This window comes from Alteromonas sp. CyTr2, from assembly GCF_947311905.1.
Lineage (GTDB): Bacteria > Pseudomonadota > Gammaproteobacteria > Enterobacterales > Alteromonadaceae > Alteromonas > Alteromonas macleodii.
This window is the reverse complement of record NZ_CAMZMZ010000003.1, coordinates 26,262-48,930: the sequence shown is the minus strand read 5'-3', so window position 1 is coordinate 48,930 and position 22,669 is coordinate 26,262. Positions and strand designations below refer to the sequence as shown.

Annotated in this window: 14 protein-coding genes; 11 read left to right on the top strand and 3 right to left on the bottom strand. The window is 45.0% G+C overall.

The features are described 5' to 3' along the window. Positions 1–80: 80 nt before the first annotated feature. Positions 81–3,596: a PAS-domain containing protein gene (locus QME20_RS02795; protein WP_281715407.1), complete on the bottom strand. Its 3,516-nt coding sequence runs from the start codon at positions 3,594–3,596 to the stop codon at positions 81–83. Between the two features lie 401 nt (positions 3,597–3,997). On the opposite strand from QME20_RS02795, the gene grpE reads away from it, so the two are divergent. The 4 genes from grpE (at position 3,998) to QME20_RS02775 (ending at position 8,796) form a co-directional block, all read left to right on the top strand. Then, positions 3,998–4,621 (top strand): nucleotide exchange factor GrpE, encoded by a 624-nt coding sequence (gene grpE, locus QME20_RS02790; protein ID WP_061485368.1) that lies wholly within the window; start codon positions 3,998–4,000, stop codon positions 4,619–4,621. 118 nt (positions 4,622–4,739) lie between these two features. Next, positions 4,740–6,668 carry a molecular chaperone DnaK gene (gene dnaK, locus QME20_RS02785; protein ID WP_061094681.1) on the top strand — a complete coding sequence of 643 codons (1,929 nt, stop codon included), beginning with the start codon at positions 4,740–4,742 and terminating at the stop codon, positions 6,666–6,668. Between the two features lie 200 nt (positions 6,669–6,868). After that, on the top strand, positions 6,869–7,999 hold the full coding sequence (dnaJ, locus tag QME20_RS02780; RefSeq protein ID WP_014948973.1) for a molecular chaperone DnaJ: 1,131 nt from the start codon (positions 6,869–6,871) through the stop codon (positions 7,997–7,999). A 311-nt stretch (positions 8,000–8,310) separates the two neighbouring features. Continuing rightward, on the top strand, positions 8,311–8,796 hold the full coding sequence (locus QME20_RS02775; protein ID WP_014948974.1) for a cytochrome c: 486 nt from the start codon (positions 8,311–8,313) through the stop codon (positions 8,794–8,796). Positions 8,797–8,918: 122 nt separating this feature from the next. On the opposite strand, the gene QME20_RS02770 is transcribed toward QME20_RS02775, so the two are convergent. Then, the gene (locus tag QME20_RS02770; RefSeq protein WP_156080641.1) at positions 8,919–9,065 is read right to left on the bottom strand and encodes a hypothetical protein; all 147 of its coding nucleotides are present in this window, start codon (positions 9,063–9,065) and stop codon (positions 8,919–8,921) included. A gap of 101 nt (positions 9,066–9,166) precedes the next feature. Here QME20_RS02770 and QME20_RS02765 point away from each other — a divergent pair, with 101 nt between their 5' ends. From QME20_RS02765 to QME20_RS02755, 3 genes are all read left to right on the top strand, one after another. After that, complete coding sequence (locus QME20_RS02765) at positions 9,167–10,429, top strand: hypothetical protein (RefSeq protein WP_281715406.1); 1,263 nt, start codon at positions 9,167–9,169, stop codon at positions 10,427–10,429. A gap of 306 nt (positions 10,430–10,735) precedes the next feature. Then, positions 10,736–13,324 (top strand): bifunctional diguanylate cyclase/phosphodiesterase, encoded by a 2,589-nt coding sequence (locus tag QME20_RS02760; protein WP_281715405.1) that lies wholly within the window; start codon positions 10,736–10,738, stop codon positions 13,322–13,324. 189 nt (positions 13,325–13,513) lie between these two features. Next, complete coding sequence (locus QME20_RS02755) at positions 13,514–15,418, top strand: propionyl-CoA synthetase (protein ID WP_281715404.1); 1,905 nt, start codon at positions 13,514–13,516, stop codon at positions 15,416–15,418. On the opposite strand, the gene QME20_RS02750 is transcribed toward QME20_RS02755, so the two are convergent. Further along, positions 15,419–16,102: a cytochrome b/b6 domain-containing protein gene (locus QME20_RS02750; RefSeq protein ID WP_044583832.1), complete on the bottom strand. Its 684-nt coding sequence runs from the start codon at positions 16,100–16,102 to the stop codon at positions 15,419–15,421. A 403-nt stretch (positions 16,103–16,505) separates the two neighbouring features. Between QME20_RS02750 and dapB the strand changes: the two genes are divergently transcribed. The 4 genes from dapB to greA all read left to right on the top strand — a co-directional run bounded on the left by dapB (position 16,506) and on the right by greA (position 22,640). Next, the gene (gene dapB, locus QME20_RS02745) at positions 16,506–17,309 is read left to right on the top strand and encodes a 4-hydroxy-tetrahydrodipicolinate reductase (protein ID WP_014976121.1); all 804 of its coding nucleotides are present in this window, start codon (positions 16,506–16,508) and stop codon (positions 17,307–17,309) included. A 371-nt stretch (positions 17,310–17,680) separates the two neighbouring features. Further along, positions 17,681–18,811: a glutamine-hydrolyzing carbamoyl-phosphate synthase small subunit gene (gene carA, locus QME20_RS02740; RefSeq protein WP_014948979.1), complete on the top strand. Its 1,131-nt coding sequence runs from the start codon at positions 17,681–17,683 to the stop codon at positions 18,809–18,811. 13 nt (positions 18,812–18,824) lie between these two features. Next, a complete protein-coding gene (gene carB / locus QME20_RS02735) occupies positions 18,825–22,046 on the top strand; it encodes a carbamoyl-phosphate synthase large subunit (RefSeq protein ID WP_281715403.1) in 3,222 nt (1,073 codons plus the stop codon). Between the two features lie 117 nt (positions 22,047–22,163). Beyond that, complete coding sequence (gene greA / locus QME20_RS02730; RefSeq protein WP_014948981.1) at positions 22,164–22,640, top strand: transcription elongation factor GreA; 477 nt, start codon at positions 22,164–22,166, stop codon at positions 22,638–22,640. Positions 22,641–22,669: the final 29 nt, after the last annotated feature.

The window sequence follows — 22,669 nt, the reverse complement described above, 5'->3', positions numbered from 1 at the left end:
AAGTATTTTGATGCAAACCCACTACCAAAAGAAGATGAAATATTTATTGCCGTACTACAAATGCGATCACGAGTTCTCTATTAAACAAGCGATTGCTTTAGCAGTCGCTTAAGTGCCGCAGGCTTTAAGGGTTTTGGCAGGTAGCTAAATTGTTGCTCCGCTGCTTCTTCTCTTATGTCGTTACTTCTGTTGGCAGTGACTAGAATCTTTAAGGCAAAACTCACGTTATTTTCAGAAAGAATCGCTGCAACGTCAAAACCGGTTTCGCCATAATTTAGGTGATAATCGGCGACGAGCACATCAAAGTGTTCTTGTGAAATACTCGACACTTCTGCTCCGCCCGCTATCAATGTTGTACTCCCTCCCCAATCTCTCAGTAAGGTACACATTGCATTTGCCACTTGCTCGTCATTTTCTACAAGTAGAAAACGGGTGTCTTTTAAAAATGCATTGTTGTTTTTATTCGCTGAGTCTAAAGAGGGCATTTGATGGGAGTGCGAGGAGACAGGGCGAGAACGGCTGTCTAATGCGCTTTTTTGAACGCTTACTGAATTATTTGGCGCACTTGCTGAGTTCTTCGTTAATACCGAGTTATTACAAGGGGAGTCAACATGATTAGTGTTACTTACGTGCGCGGTGAGTATCGAGGCTTCGCTTTGAAATGCTCTAGATACAGCCACACTGAAGCAGCTTCCTTTATTTGGCGATGAAGTCAGTCCGACTTCATGACCGAGTAGTCGACATATCTTATCTACAATAGTCAGGCCTAATCCAATTCCTTCGCCTTTGTTGTTACTCTCTAGCTGGTGGAACTCACTAAATATTTCATGCTGTTGGTGATCGGCGATACCTAGTCCGGTATCGTAAACACAAAGCTTTATAACCTGCTCGGTATTTGTGACTCTTGTGCGTCTCACGCCCACCAAAATACTGCCTTTTGCGGTATAGCGGACTGCGTTGGACAGCAAGTTTTGAAGCACCCGTCGCAGTAGTACTTTGTCCGAGTACACCATAACTTTGGTCGGTACATACCTGAGCTCAATACCTTTTTGCTTTGCAATGACACTAAATTCCTGCACTAACGAAGACAACATATCACTGACTGGAAATTCAGTCTTTTGAGGGGTAAGTACGCCAGCGTCTAATTTCGTCATATCAAGAAGCATTGAAAGTAAGCTCTGCGCATTGTCCAAAGAATTTACCACGCCTTCAGATAGTGTGGCCAGTTCACTGCCTTGCGTCTTTTTGCTGAGCATGCTGGCAAATAATGTTGCGGCGTTGAAGGGTTGCATGAGATCGTGCCCAGCCGCGGCCAGAAATTTGGTTTTGCTCTCGTTAGCTTTGTCAGCGCGTTGTTTGGCTTCTTCTAATTCTGCTGTACGTTGCGCAACCCTTGCCTCCAAGTCTTCTTTTGCACTTTCTAATTCTTTTTGAATTGCTATGTATTCAGTGATATCGCTATAGGTAGTCACGTAGCCGCCACCAGGCAGAGGCGCGCCATTAAGTTCTATCACTTTTCCGTCAGGCTGTTTGCGAATATGTTTATGACGGGTGCCTTCCAGCATGTAGCTAACGCGCTTTTCGATAGATGAGGGGCTAAACAACCCTCGGTTTGCGTTGTAGCTAAGTATATCGGTAATGGGCATGCCCGCTTTTAGAAATCCTTTAGGGTAGGCAAATAATTCCACGTAACGTTCGTTCCACGCCAGTAGCTGCAGTTTGTCATCAAGCACACTTATGCCTTGCTCAATGTTTTGCACTGACGATTGAAGTACTTCGTGGTTAAACTGAAATGACTGAGAAGCTTCTTCTACCCAGTCAACCAGTTCTGGAAAGCTATCGCTGCCTGTATCTGCTATGGCACCCAGTAATATACGAGCACTAGGTGCTCCTACTTGTGCAGCAAGCAACTTATTTACCCTGTCGATAAGCGCCTGACTGGCATAACCACTGCTAGCGGCGCGATTGACGTCAACTGATAGCTGCTTAACCAGTTGAGAGTGCGTGGCACTTTCGAGCACACGTTCGGTGAGTGCAATTAAGTCCCTCACTTTTACCAGTAAACGAGGTGTGTCGTGATTTGTGAGGAGCGTATCATTTGGCTTCATGCCACGTCTTGATGTAATCAATGCAACCGTAATGAATGTTAGGCAATTAGCCAATAAGGAAAAGGCAAAGCCCAAACCAAGCGCTTGGTCAGTGGGTGCTGGGTTGAAATAATAACTCGACAGTAAGCTTGGGTAGAGGAGGAATGCTGCCCAACATGTGAACCCTACCAATAAGGCGCAAATAGCGGCAGCTTTGTTGCTTTTCGGCCAGTAAAGACCAAACATAAGTGCAGGCATGCACTGTGCTAATAATGCAATAGCAATCACCCCGCTTTTAACCAGAGGTGCAGCCTGACTTATATTCAAGTGATACCAGAGCGCAATGCTAAGTACGACCACAACGGTAATACGACGTATAGACAGTATTTTGTTTGGCTGCATTGAACGGTTGGGCGAAGTCTTTAGTCGCGCTTTTAGCCAAAGTGGCGTGACAACATTGTTCGAGATCATTATTCCCAGCGCCAAGGTTGCAACAATCACCATGCTGGTGGTTGCAGAAAGACCTCCTATGAAAGCAAATGACGACAGCGCGATATTTTCAGCATATAAAGGTAGGGCAAGCACATACGCATCAGAGCTCGTATCCGCTGGCAGCAGCATTTTTCCTGCAAGTGCAATAGGAATAATAAAAAGGGTCATGCCAAATAAATAGAGGGGAAATAGCCACCTTGCTGTTCTAAGCTCCCCCTCACCGTTCTGCTCAACGAAGTTCATATGAAACTGTCGTGGCAAAACGAACATAGAGCAAACGCCCAAAACAACATGTGATACATAAACCCAGGGTGCGCTATCAGCATAAATGACTTCTCGAGCACTGGCATTTGAGGCGGCGTTAGACACCAAATCCAACACACCATCAAACAGATAGAAGCAAACGAAAACACCTATAGCGCACAGGGCAACAAGCTTTATAACCGATTCAAACGCTATAGTAAGTAGCAGACCGGGGTGTTTGTCGGTCAAGTTGAGTGTACGGGTACCGAAGATAATGGCAAATAATGCGAGCAAGATAGCTACGTAGATACTTAACCATGGCGTGCTTGTATGCGCGTCGTCAGTCAACAAATTTATTGATTTCGTAATGGCGTCTAACTGCAGGGCGATGTAGGGCACTACACCGAAAAAACACAGTAAAGTGATAAGCGCGGCAATCAAGTGGGAGTGCTGGTATTTAAGTGAGATGAGGTCTGCTAAAGAGCTGATGTTGTGTTGTTGACACAGTCTGCTTATATGAAGCACCACAGGAAACGCAAATGCCATAGTCAGCATAATCCCTAAATAAGTAGGGATAACTGCCCAGCCATATTGTGCTGCTTGAGAGGTAGTGCCGAAAAATGCCCAAGATGTACAATGCACGCCCAATCCAAGGCTGTACAATATTGGGTGTTGCCGGTTGTCACGTAAACGCTTATCGCCCCAAAATGCTAAAGCGAAAAGCGCGAGGAGATAACAACCAACAATAGTGCCAACCGTCCAGATACTTAGCATAGATATTCCGTCTCGTAGCGCTCGATGAGTTGAAATGGTAGTAGTGCGCTTTTCTCTGGAAATTACATTAACACGGTTTTTACACTCGTCACAGGTTCACGGAACAGGGCAGTAGATATTGGAGCTCTCCGGGCAAACAATAGGTTTAATGGCGGGGGGATATGCACCGCATTTGAGCCGAAGTGAATATACCTGGGTTGAGCTTGGCGTTAGCGAATTGACATGAGTACGTTAGTCTCATTTCCCTACTTATAAATTTTTTAGCATTACATCCACAAAAATATTGTGGATACCCTTGAACACCTTAAATCTAGCCCCATAACTAAGCGCAACAGACTTATTCCCAATAATTTTAACGTTATTGGGCAATGCCTAATTAAGAAAAACGTTTGGAGGTAGGCATGAGCGATAATCGCGACGTGCAGGCAGAACAAGAAAATACAGTTGATCAAACTGTACAAAATGCTGAAGAAGCGCAAGTAGAAGCGTCACAAGCAGAAGGCGTAGAGCTTGATGAAAATGCACAACGCATTTACGAGCTAGAAACGGCACTTTCTGAGGCGCAAGCCACAATCAAAGAGCAGCAAGATGGCGTGCTTCGCGCGCGCGCAGACGCTGACAATGCACGTCGTCGTGCAGAAGGTGAAGTAGAAAAGGCGCGTAAATTTGCTCTTGAACGCTTTGCTGGCGAATTGCTTCCGGTTATCGATAACCTAGAACGTGCGATCGAAATGACCGATGGCGACAATGAAGCAGTTAAGCCGCTTTTAGAAGGTGTGGAAATGACCCACAAAACTTTCTTAAGCACTATTGAGAAATTTGGATTAAGCCTTATTGATCCGCAGGGTGAAGCCTTTAACCCTGATTTGCATCAGGCAATGTCGATGCAAGAAAGTGCAGACCACGAGCCAAATACAGTGATGGCTGTGATGCAGAAAGGTTATCAGATTAATGGTCGTTTGCTACGCCCTGCCATGGTTATGGTATCGCGTGCACCAAGCGGCGGTGTGGATACGCAAGCGTAAGTTACGCTTTTTGCGACAAACACACAAAAATGTCAGTTTTTTTACTGGCATCTATTGAAAAGACGGGGAATAACCCCACTAAAAGTACAGTATTAAGAAAATCATTCGGAGACACAAAATGGGTAGAATCATTGGTATCGATTTAGGTACAACGAATTCATGTGTCGCAGTTCTAGACGGCGACAAACCTCGCGTAATTGAAAACGCGGAAGGCGATCGTACAACCCCTTCAATCATCGCTTACACAAACGATGGTGAAACATTAGTTGGTCAGTCTGCAAAGCGTCAGGCGGTAACTAACCCGACTAACACATTATTCGCAATTAAGCGTCTAATTGGTCGTCGCTTCCAAGATAAAGAAGTACAGCGCGACATCGACATCATGCCTTTCAAAATAGTAGGTGCTGATAACGGTGATGCGTGGGTAGAAGCAAAAGGCGAAAAAATGGCGCCTCCTCAGGTTTCTGCTGAAGTACTTAAGAAAATGAAGAAGACCGCTGAAGACTATCTTGGCGAAGAAGTAACTGGCGCAGTTATCACTGTTCCTGCTTACTTCAACGATTCTCAGCGTCAAGCAACTAAAGACGCGGGTCGCATCGCTGGTCTTGAAGTTAAGCGTATTATCAACGAGCCAACTGCTGCTGCTCTTGCCTACGGCATGGACAAAAAGCAAGGCGACAACGTTGTTGCAGTATACGACTTAGGTGGTGGTACGTTCGATATCTCTATCATCGAAATCGATGAAGTAGACGGCGAACACACGTTTGAAGTACTAGCAACTAATGGTGATACTCACCTTGGTGGTGAAGACTTTGATAACCGTGTTATCAACTACCTAGTTGAAGAGTTTAAGAAAGACCAAGGCATCGACCTTCGTAAAGATCCGCTTGCTATGCAGCGTCTTAAAGAAGCGGGTGAAAAAGCGAAGATTGAGCTTTCTTCTTCTCAACAGACCGAAGTTAACCTGCCATACATCACTGCAGATGCAACAGGTCCTAAGCACTTAGCTATTAAGCTTACTCGTGCAAAACTTGAGTCTTTGGTTGAAGACCTAGTTAAGAATTCACTTGAGCCGCTTAAGAAGGCACTAGCTGATTCAGATCTTTCTGTAGGCGACATCAACGACATCATCCTAGTTGGTGGTCAAACTCGTATGCCGCTAGTACAGAAGTACGTGACTGAATTCTTTGGCAAAGAGCCACGTAAAGACGTAAACCCTGACGAAGCAGTTGCAGTAGGCGCAGCAATTCAAGGTGGCGTACTGTCAGGTGACGTTAAAGACGTACTACTTCTAGACGTTACACCTCTGTCTCTAGGTATCGAGACTATGGGTGGCGTGATGACTGTGCTTATCGAGAAGAACACGACAATTCCAACGAAGAAGTCGCAAACGTTCTCAACTGCTGAAGACAACCAGTCTGCGGTAACAGTACACGTACTACAGGGTGAGCGTAAGCAATCAAGTGGCAACAAGTCTCTTGGTCAGTTCAACCTAGAAGGTATTCGTCCAGCAGCACGCGGTGTACCGCAAATCGAAGTAACATTCGATCTTGATGCTGACGGTATCCTACACGTGTCTGCGAAAGACAAAGACACAGGTAAAGAGCAGAAGATCACTATCAAAGCCTCTTCAGGCCTAAGCGATGAAGAAGTAGAAAAAATGGTAGCTGACGCGGAAGCGAATAAAGAGTCTGATAAGAAGTTTGAAGAGCTGATTCAAGCGCGTAACCAAGCTGACGGTATGGTTCACGCCACACGTAAACAGCTTGAAGAAGTTGGCGATGCACTAAGTGCAGAAGACAAAGCGCCAATCGAAGAAGCACTTTCAGCACTTGAAACTGCAGTTAAAGGCGAAGACAAAGCGGACATCGAAGCGAAAACGCAAGAGCTTATCCAAGCATCTAGCAAGCTGATGGAAGCGGCGCAAGCTCAGCAAGCTGCAGCCGGTGGCGCAGAAGGTGCAGAGCAGCAAGCATCTTCTGGTAAAGCAGACGATGACGTTGTTGACGCTGAATTCGAAGAAGTGAAAGACGACGACAAGAAGTAAACTGTTGTGTCAGGCCCGTTACTTAGCATGTTAGCGGGCCGTGTAAGCAGTTCAGGCGCAGCAGGAATTTCTTGTTGCGCCTTTGTTGTGTAAATGACTTGGCTTTATTGAATGTGTGTTCAGGTTATTTTCACAACAGTCAGATGTAGATTCGATGAGCATAAAATGCTTATCGACAAAAAGTAGGATATGTAAACGATATGTCGAAACGAGACTACTACGAAGTACTCGGGGTAGATAAAAGCGCAGGCGAACGCGAAATTAAAAAGGCGTATAAGAAGCTGGCGATGAAATATCACCCTGACCGTACGCAAGGCGATAAAGGCCTGGAAGATAAATTTAAAGAAATCCAGGAAGCCTACGAAATTCTGTCAGATTCGCAGAAACGTGCAGCATACGACCAATATGGCCACGCGGGAGTAGATCCTAACCGTGGTGGCGGTGGCTTCGGTGGTGGTGCCGATTTCGGCGATATTTTTGGTGATGTATTTGGTGATATCTTCGGCGGTGGCCGAGGAGGTCGTCAATCTCGCGCACGTCAAGGTTCAGACCTTCGCTACAACTTAGAGCTAACGCTTGAAGAAGCGGTTCGTGGCAAGAGCGTAGATATTCGCGTACCAACTTTGGTCGAGTGTGAAGTCTGTGATGGTTCTGGTGCCAAGAAAGGCTCTTCACCTAAGACCTGTCCAACCTGTCACGGCAATGGCCAAGTTCAAATGCGCCAAGGTTTCTTTGCTGTTCAGCAGACTTGCCCAACGTGTTCGGGCAAAGGCAAGATCATTGAAGATCCTTGTAACAGCTGTCATGGCCACGGTCGTAAAGAAAAGACTAAGACCCTTAACGTTAAAATTCCAGCTGGCGTAGATACCGGTGATCGTATTCGTCTATCAGGCGAAGGTGAAGCTGGAGAGAACGGTGCACCTCCAGGTGATTTATACGTTCAGGTCCACGTACGTGAGCACGATATCTTTAAGCGCGATGGCAACAATTTGTACTGTGAAGTACCGTTGAGCTTCACTACGGCAGCCCTTGGCGGCGAGCTAGAAGTGCCAACGCTAGATGGGAAAGTAAAACTGAAAATCAGCCCTGAAACGCAGACTGGCCGAATGTTCCGTCTACGTGGTAAAGGTGTTAAATCAGTGCGAAGCGGTGCCATGGGCGACTTAATGTGTAAGGTTGTGGTCGAAACACCTGTAAACTTATCATCTCGCCAAAAAGAACTACTTCAAGAGCTTGAAGAGTCGATGGGTAAAGCGTCAAGTAAGCATAGCCCGAAAGCGCAAGGCTTCTTTGACGGCGTTAAAAAGTTCTTTGACGACTTAACGAACTAATTGCTTAGTAGTACATACTTCATTTGAAAGCCCTCAGTTGAGGGCTTTTTTATTTTTGAAAGGCACTTAAACGCGCTCTTATGAGTGGCCAATTATCCATGCAGATTGGTATTTGTAATAGAAAGTGCTCACTTTAAGAAGGAAAGGGGGAGTTAGTCTTTTCTTTACTTACTTTTACCGCTAAAAATCTTGCGCATCATCCGACTATTCGTCACGATAACCCAAGTATCGGGACTTTTAGCTTGTTGATTACAAGGCTTAAAAGCCCGTTTGAGACCAATGAATAATATTTACCTAACAAGGGAACAGGCATGAAATTTTCAAGTAAATTGCTACTGAGCGCTGCCACGGCAGGCGCAATCTTATCAGGCTCGGTATTAGCTGCTGACGTGACAGAAGCAACGTCAGAAAAACACGCGGGAGCTGCAACACAATATCGCCAGGCCGTTTTTCAGTTAGTACGCAGTAACATGGGACCGTTAGGTGGCATGGCAAAAGGTGCTCTACCATTTGACGAAAGCGTTATGGAAACAAATGCCGTACGTCTAGAACAACTTGCTGACATGATGGGCGATTATTTATCAGTTGATACCCGTAAGTTTGACGTTGAAACTGGCGCAAAAGATGAAATTTGGGAAAATTTCTCAGATGTAGAAAAGAAAGTGATGGCACTTAAAACGGCAGCGCAAGGGCTTCAAGCAGCTGTTAAAGCGGGTGATGAAAGCGCGTACAGAGGTGCAATCGGTAAAATTGGTGCAAGCTGTAAATCATGCCATGACGACTATAAGAAGGACTAGCCCAAGCTTGTTTTTCAACACGTGAAAGCGCTCTAATATCGGGTCAGTAAGAATGTGCCTATTACATTTTACTGACCCAAAACCTCGATTAATACTTCGATGTGTTAATTAGTATTTTATAATTAAATCATATAGATAAATTGAGAATGGCGCTGAAGCGCAGACTCGCAACCTTCCTCAAACAGCAGTGTACTTTTTCGTCCAGGGCTTTGTAGGTAATAAGCATCAGGCATCGCCACACACTTAGCCACCTCAGAAATTGACTTCATTATAGCCTTGTAGAACGTGTCTACGAGAGTACATCGTTAAGACCCATACGCTGTGGTATATTCGTAAGTGCTTAACAACAGATTTTTAATATGGAGATAAGATGCGACCCTCGCTAACGTATGTAGGTACACTGGACGATGTTGTAGAGCGTTTTCCTTGGCAATTCGACGCTGATATAAACTACTTTAATCAATTGCTAGTGAGGAAGGCTATATTAGGAGAGAAGATATTTATCAATGATGGGTATTTACTTAATAATAGTGCGGCAAGGCAAGCTATTCTAAACCCCAGTTGTTCTCCGCTCACGTCACTAATTGAGCAAGGTTTTGTAAGGATCTTATCGCGGAACGCCGATTTAGTCTCCTTACCAGAGAAAATGGCGGATCAAGGTGTTGCCAGTTTCAACGTTTTGAAAAATTCTGCCGAATGGCCAAGTTTGAAGCGAGAATTACGTAAGTGGCAGCCACTGTTAGAAGAAACGGACAATTTTATACCTTGGCCAGAAAAACACATCAGTCATGGCTTTGATCAAATGATCATGCGGTTGGCTGAACGCACACCAGAAGACTTATCAATTGGCAGTGTCAGTCATGACCAGTGGCGACGAGTGTTTGATTTGTATGAACAATCAAATCGATACGACAAAGAGGCTACCCGAACCCGTTGGGAGTCTGCGGTCACTGAGTGCTTAGCTGATGACCATCAAGGGCGTCTAGCTATGATGCACCTGGCCTGTGAGGCGTATCACGACAATTTCGGTGTTTGCTTGGGCAGCCAGACGTCTTTGTCGAAACAGCAAATTTTGGTCGAAACACGGTTTAGCTCAGCGTTTGCTGATTTATCCAAAGTAGATCAAGAGTTACAAATGCAGCACGTTTCAATACCCGGATTGCGTGTACCGCAAAATATATCAATGAATAGCGGGCCAAAATGGGCGGAACTAGTATCTCCGTTTAGCGATGTCGGCAAACAGTTGAGAGCATACCGTCAAGCTCAAGATGACTATTTTTCTGGGCAAGGTACAGAAGAGTGTTTAACTGCTGAGGCTCGTGCCTATTCGAAGCAGTTGTCATCGTTGTTTGGTGAAAAGCAATCGGAATCTGCAGTTGCGAGGGTCGCTATTGGCGTAGGCTTTTTCGCTGCGGGTCTTATGGCGGCGGGTCCAGAAGTAGCGGCAGTCCTTTGGCTGACAGAAAATTACTTGTATCCGACAATAACGCGTAAATTCAAGTTGCGTGACCGTGAATTTTTTAGCAAGAATACAGCCCTTCCCACGCAAACTGTTTCTAGCGCGCTAAGCTCAGTAGTGTTAGATCCTGTTCAGATAAAAGAGCTCGCAAGTACTATCCCGGATTTCAAATAGTTAATTCGTAATAATAAGAACTTTCCGCGGGTTCGAAACGTTTCAATGGGTTTTTGCTGGAAATTTGTACAATTCTTGGCTATGTTAAACACTCAGGCTTGGCGATAATTTTCTTCGACTGAAGGTACGCGTTTAGGTACCCAATCTTCGCAGGTCCTGCTTTTAAAAAATATAAAACAGCTCGTAGACAACTGAAACAGCAAAACTTGTAAAGCGCTTAAAACCACGACACAACTTTTCATCCTTTTATTGTCGTGCTGCTATCGTTTGTGCTGAATTCGAAGAGATATCAAAAGGTTTGCTTAGATGGATTTACGCAGTGAACGCATGTTGTCAACCATGCGCACAACACAGCAAAACATTTCTGTGTTGCTCAATGAAAGTCGAACGAAAACAGAGGCTCTGTGTATATTACTTGCCTCGGTAAACCCTAGCAATGGAAGAGCAACGGTATTATCTTGCGACGTAAACCACCTATCATTAGAAGCCGAGAGTGTTGTTTTTCCTTCACATGTATTGCTCATGCTCCCGCTTACACCTTTGAGCGCTCCAATACCTTGCAAAGATTTTATCTTTCCCCCTTCACTCGAACATTATGCTGATAGCTATGTAGTAGTTGCTACCGTGCGAGATATGCAAAATGAAGTAATGGGTGTTGTTCTCACTTTTGTACGCCACAGTGTATTGAGCCCTCTACAACATACATTGATAGATATTACGCGCCAAAAAGTAGAGCTTAGTTACCAATATGAGCTGGCGCGTCATCCCTATTCAGACAAGTTATCCGAACAGCTTGCCTTGTTAGAAGAGGTGAGTTCAATTTCTAAAGTGGGCGCGTGGGAGATTGACAGATTCACAGGCGTACTTTCTCTGACTGAGGTGATGAAAGCCTTATTAGGCTTACCTCGTGTAAAAAGCGTCGGCATTAATGAAGTGCTCGATATGCTTACCTCGAGTGATAGAAGAGACTTAAAGCAGCGCGTTTTTAAAGCGCTTAAAGAAGATAGAGAGTTCGTAAAGCACTTTGAATTTCACGACAAGCAAGGTCGCAGAAAAAGTATAAAACTAACCGTGTTCTTACAGGTTCAGCGAGGAAATGCTAGCGGAATTAAATTAACCCGGCTTTATGGCGCAGTGCAGGATGAAACGGAAATACAGCGTCTATCGGATTCACAACATAACTACACAGATTATCTGACCAGTTTATTGAATAATGTGGATAGCGTGGTGTTAAGCATAGATGAACATGGCACTATTCTAACTGCAAATGAACGCGTTTATTCTGTATTAGGCTTTGAGCCCGAAGAGCTGATTGGCCAAGATATAAAATTAATATCAACCAAGGTGCAAAATACCGATGCGCCTTCTTGTTTCATAAACATACCAGCGGGTTTAGCATGGTGTAGCGAAAATGGCTCGGTAAACGAATGTCTTCGCCATAAAAATGGTAAACGTATTGCCTGTGAAGTTAATTTGTCGAAATGCTCTGTACATAATCAACAATTAATTATCGCCTCAGTGCGCGATATCACTAATCAAAACCACGAAATTGAGCATTACAAACAACTCGCTTTAATCGATACGGTGACAGGTCTTCCGAACTTACACCAATTTGAGCGATACCTTGGCGATAAAGCTCATGACGACAAGTCATCTAAACCATTTGCCACGTTTATGCGCGTTGCTATCTGTAACATAAAAGAGTACGAAAATGCGTTTGGGGAGCCAACGATAGACTATATTCTGAGAATTTTGGCCAGTCGCTTCATTCGCATATTCGAGATTAACAAGCGCAATTCAGCCAGTATATTCAAATGTGAGAGAGGTGCTTTTTATATTCATCTTCATCAATATTTTAGTGAAGAAGCACAGTCTCTAAATGCTGCACACGATTGCGCTATTCTTATCCACGATCACGTGCTAGCGCCAATAACCCTGCACAACAGCCTCTTAAATATTGAAACGCAAACCATAAGTTGCACGGTTCCAACGAAGCATTTTTCGTTTAAAAAGATAAAAGAACTATTGTCGAGAAAACCTTTAAGAGAGGTAAAAAATACTTCTACTTTTAAGTCGGAGCACGAGTATTTTCATGTTAATGCAAGTGATATCGAGCGGTACAATTACATTAAACACTCTCTGAGCAGGGCTATTTCTAACAACGAGTTATATATTGAGCTTCAACCTCAATACGATGCAACGCAGAACGTTATAAGTTCAGAGGTGTTGTTAAGGTGGAAGCATCCTCATATGGGTACAGTAAGCCCTTCTGAATTCATTCCTATTGCCGAAGAGAATGATTTTATTGCTGAACTCGGGCTGTGGGTGTGTAACGAAGCATGCGGGTTACTTAGTGAATTCCAGTCAAAGAAAATTAACACTAAGTTGTCTGTTAATATCAGTGCAAAGCACTTAGCGCGAGCTGATTTTGTGAGTAAATTCGTCGCAATAGTAAATAAGTGGCGCGTGTCACACAAAAATTTAACTCTAGAGCTCACTGAAGGTGCATTGATAAGAGGGGTGAGCGTTATTCAACGTCGCGTTAGAGAATTAGCGGAACAAGGGTTTAGTTTGTCTATCGACGATTTTGGTCTTGGTGACTCAAATTTAAATTATCTTCAAGATTTGCCAATTACCGAACTGAAAGTAGACAGGGTATTTGTCGAAGCGATGGAAGGCTCGCAGCAAAAAACATTATTGGTTACAAGTATTTGCAACATGGCCAAAGCGTTACACATAAATACCGTAGCTGAGGGAATAGAGACAACGGGTCAATTAGATCAAGCTAAGGCATGTGGTTGCGGAGCATTTCAGGGATATTACTTGGATAAACCCATGAGTGTAGATGATTGGAAAAGTAAAATTAGTGAGAAGCAATATAAAGAGGGTAGTTAACCTTACGCAGTCGAGGGCTTATTCAAGTATGCGTTGAAACAACCGCTTCGATACCTCTTGTTATCAAATAGGGAAGTAAAGTTTAAATTTATGTAAATCAATTTGTTAGTCGATCTACGCCTGAAGTCTTATTAGTAGATGTCATGTAACTATCGTAGGGTGAAGATAAACCCTACTCAGGACATGGTTATGACTTATAAAGATGAATATATTGCCTCGACCCAGCACCCGGATGAGTTTTGGTTAGAACAAGCACAAAAGCTAGCGTGGTTTCAACCTCCTCAAAAAGGATGCCAACCTACAGATAATGGTTACTTCGACTGGTTTAGGGGAGGGCAGCTTAACACTAGCTATTTAGCGCTTGATCATCACGTAAAAAATGGTCGTGGCGATAAAACCGCGCTTATTTATGACTCACCTGTTACACAAACCACTCAGCACTTTACTTACAAAGAGCTATTAAACCGTGTTGCCGAGTTCGCAGGCGGCTTATCTCGCTTGGGTGTGACGAAAGGCGACCGCGTGATTATCTACATGCCCATGATCCCGCAAGCAGTGATCGCGATGCTTGCTTGCGCTCGTTTGGGAGCTGTGCACTCTGTGGTGTTTGGTGGCTTTGCCGCAAATGAGCTTGCAGTACGAATAGATGACGCAAAACCGGTAGTTATTGTTACTGCGTCATGTGGCATTGAAGGCAATAAAGTTCTACCGTACAAACCTCTTGTTGATGAAGCAATATCATTGGCAGAGCACAAACCACAGGCATGCGTGTTGTATCAACGCCCTCAGCTAATTGCTGAGTTAAATGAAGCAACTGACCACGATTGGCTTTCTCTGGTTGAAGCTAGCGTGTCAGCTTCTCCTGTTGCCGTCGATGCAACTGACCCGCTTTATGTTCTTTATACTTCAGGTACAACCGGTAAACCCAAGGGGGTCGTTCGAGATAATGGCGGGCACGCGGTTGCTCTTCATTATTCAATGGGCGCGATTTACGGTATTAGTGAGGACGATATTTTCTGGGCTGCATCGGATGTTGGTTGGGTGGTCGGTCATTCATATATTGTCTATGGCCCGCTCATAAAAGGCGCAACGACGGTACTGTACGAAGGAAAGCCTATTGGCACTCCTGATGCCGGTGCATTTTGGCGTATGATAGAGTCTCACAAAGTGAATGTGCTTTTTGCAGCTCCAACAGCATTTAGAGCGATACGAAAAGCGGACCCTGATGCTGAGTTTTTATCTAAATACAATACGTCGAGCTTGCGTACCTTATTTATGGCGGGTGAACGTCTAGATCCGCCAACATATTTCTGGGCGAGCGAGAAGGTTGGTGTTCCCGTTATCGACCATTGGTGGCAAACCGAAACTGGCTGGCCAATTTGTTCAAACCCGATGGGGCTTGAACCATTGGCCACGAAACCCGGTTCATCAAGCGTGCCTACGCCTGGATTTAACGTAAAGGTATTGCAAGGTGCTGATGAACAGCAAGTAACCGGTGAAAAAGGCGCTATTGCTATCAAGTTACCGCTTCCCCCAGGTTGTTTGACAACGATTTGGCAAGACCATCAACGGTTTGTTGATGGCTATTTACGAGAATTTGAAGGGTATTACAGCACCGGAGATAACGGGTACGTAGATGAAGATGGCTACGTATTTATTATGGGTCGCACCGACGATGTCATAAACGTTGCCGGGCACCGGTTATCTACCGGTGAAATGGAAGAAGTGCTTGCAGGACATCCTGCCATTGCTGAATGTAGTGTAATAGGCATCCATGATGCACTGAAAGGGCAATTGCCAGTTGGATTGGTACTGCTAAAAGACGGCGTTACCGTTGATGAACAGGCACTTGAGCAAGATTTGGTTCAACGGGTTCGAGATAAAATCGGGCCAGTGGCGTGCTTTAAGCGAGCCATCGTCGTCAATCGTTTACCCAAAACCCGGTCAGGTAAAATACTCCGCAAACTGCTGCGTCAAATTGCAGCCAATGAATCTGTTGCCGTACCCTCAACCATCGATGATCCGTCAAGCGTAAGTGAGATTGAGACGCTCATGCGAGAGAAGGGCTTGGTCAACAAGCCCACGGCTGTTTAGCTAGTAGTAATATTCATCTGCCTGTGGAGCTGGCGGGTATACTTCAATAGCCACATATACAGCTGCTGCGGCGATGAGCGCCACAACAAAAGCACGAAGAATTCGCGAGTCAGTAATACCTGCTGTTGCTGACTCCTTATTGCCATGCACCATGGCAGGAACCAATTTTTGCTTCTTATACACGCTGTAAAATATTACCGCGCCTATATGAAGTGCGATAACGTAAAGTAACACATCAAAGGCAAGGTGATGCAGAGTGTTCATTAGCGCTAGTGTTTCTTCTCCGGCTAACTGGCGATAGGGACCGTCTAAGAAAATATCATCGGTCATGAACAATCCCGATACCGCTTGTATGGTAAGCAACACTAGCATAACGACGACAAACCATCCGCCTAAAGGGTTGTGGCCAATAGCGGGTTCGGACTGCCTATTAAATAAGGTTTTTATATAATTGAAAACCTTTCTGGGACCAGTAATAAAGCTACTGAACTTCGCGTGTTGCGTACCAACAAATCCCCAGATTATGCGGAAAACGATAAGGAATAAGGTGAAGTATCCAATGTAAAAGTGCCATTGCACTTTGTTTTCAAGCCATTCAACTGTTGCATATTGCGCTAAAAGGCTCGCTACAATAAGCCAGTGAAAAAGCCGGGTGGGAATATCCCATATAAGAGTTTTTTGCATAGTAAATTTAGTTGGGTTGTATTCTGACTTATCCACACTTGCCGTTCAGCGGTGACGAATAAGTGCTCGGTCATCTGTTAATTGCCATAGCGTCGCTTAACTTACTCTATAAAACAAGTAGGCCCAACGGCAGAAAACCTCTGTTTGTCTTAGTGTTGCAATTAGGACATGTTGATCTTTGCATCAAAAATGCGCAGTAACGCTCAACATGTCCTAAGCATCGTGTACTGAATTTTTTTACATCCGAGCTTGAAGTTTTGGCAAAGAACTATGCAGATTGGTAGTAGTTAAATCTTACCGATTCCTTGTTATGCCTATTTAATATGAATCTCACATTGCAATAGTGACGGCATTTGGCAAAATGCCTCACAGTTGAAGGTTTATAAAAGTGTAAAACGAAAAAATGAAAGTAGGATTATTTGGCGCCAACGGGCGTATGGGACGGGTTTTAGTTGAAGCGCTAGATTTAAGTGACGATGCACAACTTAGCGTGGCAACGGTACGCGATGATTCACCTTGGGTTGGACTAAATGTGGGCGAACTTGCGGGCATTGGCAAAAAAGACGTTGATTGTACTGCGCTATCAGATTTAAGTGGTAATGATGCAGATGTAATGATCGATTTCACCCTGCCTTCGGTTATTGAAAGTAATCTTACGTGGTGCGTTAAAAATAAAATGCCTGTTGTTATTGGAACTACTGGATTAAACGATTCACAGTTAGCGGCACTCGACGAAGCAGCAAAGCATATACCTATCGTATTTGCGGCTAATTACAGTGTGGGCGTAAATTTAATGCTTTCCCTGGTTCGACAAGCTGCAAGTGTGCTGGGTGAAACGGCTGACATCGAAATAACAGAAGCACATCACAGATTTAAACAAGACGCGCCTTCTGGTACAGCCATGGCCATTGGTGAAGCCATTGCTGACGAATTGGGCCGTGATTTAAAAACCTGCGCTGTATACGGCAGAGAAGGAAAAGAGCCTGAACGCGACCAAGGTACTATTGGCTTCGCAACAATTCGAGCCGGAGACATTGTCGGTGAACACACAGCCTTATTTGCAGATATTGGTGAGCGCCTGGAGATTACGCACAAGGCATCAAGTCGACTTACTTTTGCGAAAGGTGCAGTGCATGCAGCAAAGTGGTTGTATGGAAAAGAACCTGGTCTATACTCCATGGTTGATGTACTGGATTTAAAGCTATAGGCGTTTTTATGCCAGCATGCTGTAGCTAAATTAGCAGGCGAGCTTGAGGGCGTTATCAAAGTGTTAAACTAAAGTTGCACTTTAAATGAGCAATAAGCCGTACTTTCGGTGGTTCTGCGCAAAAATGGTGGTATAAGCGGTATTTTAGTAAATTATTACAAATAAATTTGCCATTTTCGGTCAGTGATGTATACTCGCCGGAATTTGCCAGAATTTCGTATTCTGAGGCCGCCAAAATGGCTGAAGAGTGCGGTTTTATTAGCTGCAAAGATCGTAAAACGGGATGTATTGTTATCAATAACTCCCGTTTTTTGTGGGGTTTGTGCAGAAAACTGCACAAACACATAGTTATCCTTAATCTGGAGGTTGACTTGGCTAATTCTGCCCTTTTGGTGTTAGAGGATGGTTCTGTTTTTAAAGGTACGGCGATAGGCGCTACAGGCTCCGCCGTTGGGGAAGTCGTTTTTAATACTTCCATGACCGGCTATCAAGAAATTCTCACCGACCCATCCTACGCTGAACAACTCATCACCCTTACTTATCCACACATTGGCAACACCGGCACTAACGAAGAAGACGTCGAAGCAGATAAAATCTGGTCGAAAGGTCTAATCATCCGTGACCTACCTCTTGTTGCTAGTAACTTTCGTCAACAGCAAACTTTGTCTGAATACCTTAAAGCGAAAGGCGTTGTGGGTATTGCCGACATTGATACACGTCGCTTAACGCGTATCTTGCGAGACAAAGGTGCACAAAACGGCTGCATTATTTGCTCTGATGAATTAGACGAGTCTAGCGCACTAGCGCAAGCAAAAGCTTTCCCTGGCCTTAAAGGCATGGATTTGGCAAAAGTAGTAAGTATTACTGAGCCAAAAACATGGACAGAAGGCAGTTGGGAACTTGGTAAAGGTTATGTAACACCAAGCGAGTTCAAATATCACGTTGTTGCTTTTGACTACGGTGTTAAAAATAATATTCTTCGCATGCTAGCTGACCGCGGTTGTAAAGTTACGTTAGTACCAGCGCAAACGCCTGCTGAAGACGTACTAGCCATGAATCCTGATGGTGTATTTTTGTCAAATGGCCCGGGCGACCCAGAGCCGTGTGACTACGCAGTAACCGCAATCAAAACTATCGTCGAAACCGGTACGCCTGTATTTGGTATTTGTCTTGGTCACCAGCTACTTGCTATAGCAAGTGGTGCGAAGACAGTGAAGATGAAGTTTGGTCACCACGGTGCAAACCACCCGGTTAAAGACCTTAAGCGCAATGTAGTTATGATCACTAGCCAAAACCACGGTTTTGCAGTTGATGAGTCTAGCTTGCCAGATAACCTAGAAGTAACTCACATTTCGTTGTTCGACAAGTCGCTGCAGGGTATTCACCGCACCGACAAGCCTGCGTTCAGCTTCCAGGGTCACCCTGAAGCCAGCCCAGGTCCTCATGAAGCGGCACCGTTATTCGACCACTTCATCGAACTTATTGAACAACACAAGCAGTAGGAATTAGCCCGCTATGCCAAAACGTACCGACATACAAAGTATTCTTATCATTGGTGCTGGCCCTATTGTTATCGGCCAGGCTTGTGAATTCGATTATTCAGGCGCGCAAGCGTGTAAAGCCCTTCGAGAAGAAGGCTACCGTGTTATTTTGGTTAACTCTAACCCAGCAACCATTATGACCGACCCAGAAATGGCAGATGCGACTTATATCGAGCCTATTCACTGGGAAGTAGTTCGCAAGATCATTGAAAAAGAACGTCCAGATGCCATCTTACCTACAATGGGTGGACAAACTGCGCTTAACTGTGCGCTAGAGCTAGACAAGCACGGCGTACTTGAAGAGTTCGGTTGTGAGCTCATCGGTGCAACGGCAGATGCAATCGATAAAGCAGAAAACCGCGAGCGCTTTGACAAAGCAATGAAAAACATCGGCCTTGAATGTCCACGTGCGGAAATCGCGCACAGCATGGATGAAGCGCACGATGTACTAAGCCGCATCGGCTTCCCTTGTATCATTCGTCCGTCTTTCACCATGGGTGGAACCGGCGGCGGTATCGCGTACAACATTGATGAATTTAATGAAATTTGTCACCGTGGCTTAGACCTTTCTCCTACCAACGAGCTTCTTATCGATGAATCGTTGCTAGGTTGGAAAGAGTACGAAATGGAAGTAGTACGCGATAAAGCAGATAACTGCATTATTGTATGTACTATCGAAAACTTCGACCCTATGGGCGTGCATACCGGTGACTCAATCACCGTTGCTCCAGCACAAACCCTGACTGACAAAGAATTCCAGCTAATGCGTAATGCAGCAATGGCTGTACTGCGTGAAATTGGCGTTGAAACCGGCGGTTCAAACGTACAGTTCGGTGTAGACCCGAAAACTGGCCGTATGGTTATCATCGAGATGAACCCGCGTGTATCGCGTTCATCAGCGCTTGCGTCTAAAGCAACAGGTTTCCCAATTGCGAAAGTAGCAGCGAAACTTGCGGTAGGTTACACGCTAGATGAATTAGCAAATGACATTACAGGTGGCTTAACGCCGGCCTCTTTCGAGCCGTCTATCGACTACGTAGTGACTAAGATCCCACGCTTTAACTTTGAGAAGTTTGCCGGTGCTAACGACCGTCTGACTACCCAAATGAAGTCTGTAGGTGAAGTGATGGCCATTGGCCGTAACCAGCAAGAATCACTGCAAAAAGCCCTTCGCGGTCTTGAAGTTGGTGCGACAGGCCTTAATCCAATGGTTGACCTTGAAGACCCTGAATCACGCAATAAAGTGGTTTATGAACTTCGTCAACCTGGTGCAGAGCGTATTTGGTACATCGGTGATGCATTCCGTATGGGCATGACGGTTGAAGAGGTGTTTAACCTTACTTGTATCGACCGCTGGTATCTTGTACAGCTTGAGGACCTTATTCTTCTTGAAGCAAAAGTAGCTGAGCTTGGTTTACCAGGTATTGATGCTGACTTCATGCGCGCACTTAAGCGTAAAGGTTTCTCTGATGCGCGTCTTGCTGAGCTAACCAAAGTGGCAGAAAGCGATATTCGTGAAACCCGTCGTGACTTTGGTATTTCTCCTGTCTACAAGCGTGTAGATACTTGTGCAGCAGAATTCTCTACCAGTACAGCTTACATGTACTCAACGTATGACGAAGAGTGTGAAGCAGCGCCAACTGACAAAGACAAGATCATGGTTTTGGGCGGCGGTCCAAACCGAATTGGTCAAGGTATTGAGTTCGACTACTGCTGTGTTCACGCGGCGCTTTCAATGCGTGAAGACGGTTACGAGACCATTATGGTTAACTGTAACCCTGAGACAGTATCTACCGACTACGACACATCAGACCGTCTGTACTTCGAGCCAGTAACGCTGGAAGACGTACTTGAAATCGTTGCTAAAGAGCAGCCAAAAGGGGTTATCGTGCAGTATGGTGGCCAAACGCCACTTAAACTTGCCCGTGCGCTAGAAGCAGCCGGTGTACCGGTTATTGGTACGTCGCCAGAAGCGATTGACCGTGCTGAAGACCGTGAGCGCTTCCAGCAAATGGTGAACAAGCTTAACCTTAAGCAGCCTGCAAATGCCACCGTAACAAACGTTGAGCAAGCGCTAACTATGGCTGAAGAAATTGGCTTCCCACTGGTTGTTCGCCCAAGCTACGTGCTAGGTGGTCGTGCGATGGAAATCGTCTATGACATCAAAGACCTTAAGCGCTACCTAAACGAAGCGGTTAAAGTGTCTAACGACGCGCCAGTATTGCTAGACCGTTTCTTAGATGATGCTATTGAAGTTGATATCGACGCTATTTGCGACGGTAAAGACGTAGTGATTGGCGGCATCATGGAACACATTGAACAAGCGGGTGTTCACTCTGGTGACTCTGCGTGTTCATTACCTCCACACTCGCTTTCAAAAGAGATTCAAGATGTCATGCGCGAGCAAGTTAAAGCCATGGCGCTTGAACTTGGCGTAGTCGGTCTGATGAACACACAGTTTGCGATCAAAGATGGTGAAGTATACCTAATCGAGGTTAACCCTCGTGCAGCTCGTACCGTTCCATTTGTTTCTAAGGCTACGGGGGTTCCTCTTGCTAAAGTTGCCGCACGTGTAATGGCTGGCGTGAGCCTAGCCGAGCAGGGCGTAACAGAAGAAGTGATCCCACCTTTCTACTCTGTGAAAGAGGTGGTGCTTCCATTTGCTAAGTTCCAAGGTGTTGACCCACTGCTAGGCCCAGAGATGCGCTCTACGGGTGAAGTAATGGGCGTTGGCGATACCTTCGAAGAAGCCTATGCTAAAGCTAACTTAGGTGCGGGTGCGCCACTACCTAAGCAAGGTAAAGCGCTTATTTCAGTACGTGATACCGACAAGCCTCGTATGATTGCTTTGGCAAAAGCGTTGGTTGAAGCGGGCTTCAGCATTGAAGCTACCCGCGGTACAGCTACCGAGCTTTATGATGCAGGCATCATGAGCACTGTGGTTAATAAGATGTCTGAAGGCCGCCCTAATATTGTTGATGCAATCAAAAACGGAGAATACGCGTATTTGATTAATACAACAGAAGGTCGCCAAGCCATCACCGACTCAGTGTACATTCGCCGTGAAGCTCTGGTAAACAAGGTGACCTACACCACGACAATGAACGCTGCGTTTGCAACTATTCGTGCTAAGTCTGCTGATGACCGCAATAAAGTGGCGTCAGTTCAAGAACTACACGCTAGGCTGAAACACTAATGACATACGCTAGGATACGAGGTATCCTAGCAATATTACATTTGTGTGAACGAATAAAAAGTGCGCCTTCGCGGCGCACTTTTCTGTTTAAATTACTAGCTAAGCGAGACGGTATTCATGAGTCAGTATCCAATGACAGCGCGCGGCGCTCAAATGCTGCGTGACGAATTAAATGAACTAAAAACAAAAACACGCCCACGTATTATCGAGTCAATTGCCGAAGCACGTGAGCATGGTGACTTAAAAGAAAATGCTGAATATCACGCAGCCCGAGAACAGCAAAGCTTCTGTGAAGGCCGCATTCAAGATATTGAAGGCAAGCTATCAAATGCACAGATTATCGACGTTACCAAAATGGAAAATACGGGTAAGGTTATTTTCGGTACTACCGTAACCATTCTAAACGTCGATACCGATGAAGAAACCACCTACCGTATTGTTGGTGATGATGAAGCTGATATTAAGAACAACTTGATTTCGGTTAATTCACCTATCGCTCGTGGTCTAATAGGCAAAGAGCTTGATGACATGGTAACGATTCAAACGCCAGCCGGCGCAGTTGAAGTTGAAATCATCGAAGTAGAATATATCTAACTACGCAAGCCAGCAGAGTCCTTCTGCTG

What these genes read in the sequence shown, in the direction of transcription:
- QME20_RS02795 (WP_281715407.1), bottom strand. Translation starts at nt 3,596, where the DNA reads ATGCTAAGTATCTGGACGGTTGGCACTATTGTTGGTTGTTATCTCCTC.
- grpE (WP_061485368.1), top strand. Translation starts at nt 3,998, where the DNA reads ATGAGCGATAATCGCGACGTGCAGGCAGAACAAGAAAATACAGTTGAT.
- dnaK (WP_061094681.1), top strand. Translation starts at nt 4,740, where the DNA reads ATGGGTAGAATCATTGGTATCGATTTAGGTACAACGAATTCATGTGTC.
- dnaJ (WP_014948973.1), top strand. Translation starts at nt 6,869, where the DNA reads ATGTCGAAACGAGACTACTACGAAGTACTCGGGGTAGATAAAAGCGCA.
- QME20_RS02775 (WP_014948974.1), top strand. Translation starts at nt 8,311, where the DNA reads ATGAAATTTTCAAGTAAATTGCTACTGAGCGCTGCCACGGCAGGCGCA.
- QME20_RS02770 (WP_156080641.1), bottom strand. Translation starts at nt 9,065, where the DNA reads ATGAAGTCAATTTCTGAGGTGGCTAAGTGTGTGGCGATGCCTGATGCT.
- QME20_RS02765 (WP_281715406.1), top strand. Translation starts at nt 9,167, where the DNA reads ATGCGACCCTCGCTAACGTATGTAGGTACACTGGACGATGTTGTAGAG.
- QME20_RS02760 (WP_281715405.1), top strand. Translation starts at nt 10,736, where the DNA reads ATGGATTTACGCAGTGAACGCATGTTGTCAACCATGCGCACAACACAG.
- QME20_RS02755 (WP_281715404.1), top strand. Translation starts at nt 13,514, where the DNA reads ATGACTTATAAAGATGAATATATTGCCTCGACCCAGCACCCGGATGAG.
- QME20_RS02750 (WP_044583832.1), bottom strand. Translation starts at nt 16,102, where the DNA reads ATGCAAAAAACTCTTATATGGGATATTCCCACCCGGCTTTTTCACTGG.
- dapB (WP_014976121.1), top strand. Translation starts at nt 16,506, where the DNA reads ATGAAAGTAGGATTATTTGGCGCCAACGGGCGTATGGGACGGGTTTTA.
- carB (WP_281715403.1), top strand. Translation starts at nt 18,825, where the DNA reads ATGCCAAAACGTACCGACATACAAAGTATTCTTATCATTGGTGCTGGC.
- greA (WP_014948981.1), top strand. Translation starts at nt 22,164, where the DNA reads ATGAGTCAGTATCCAATGACAGCGCGCGGCGCTCAAATGCTGCGTGAC.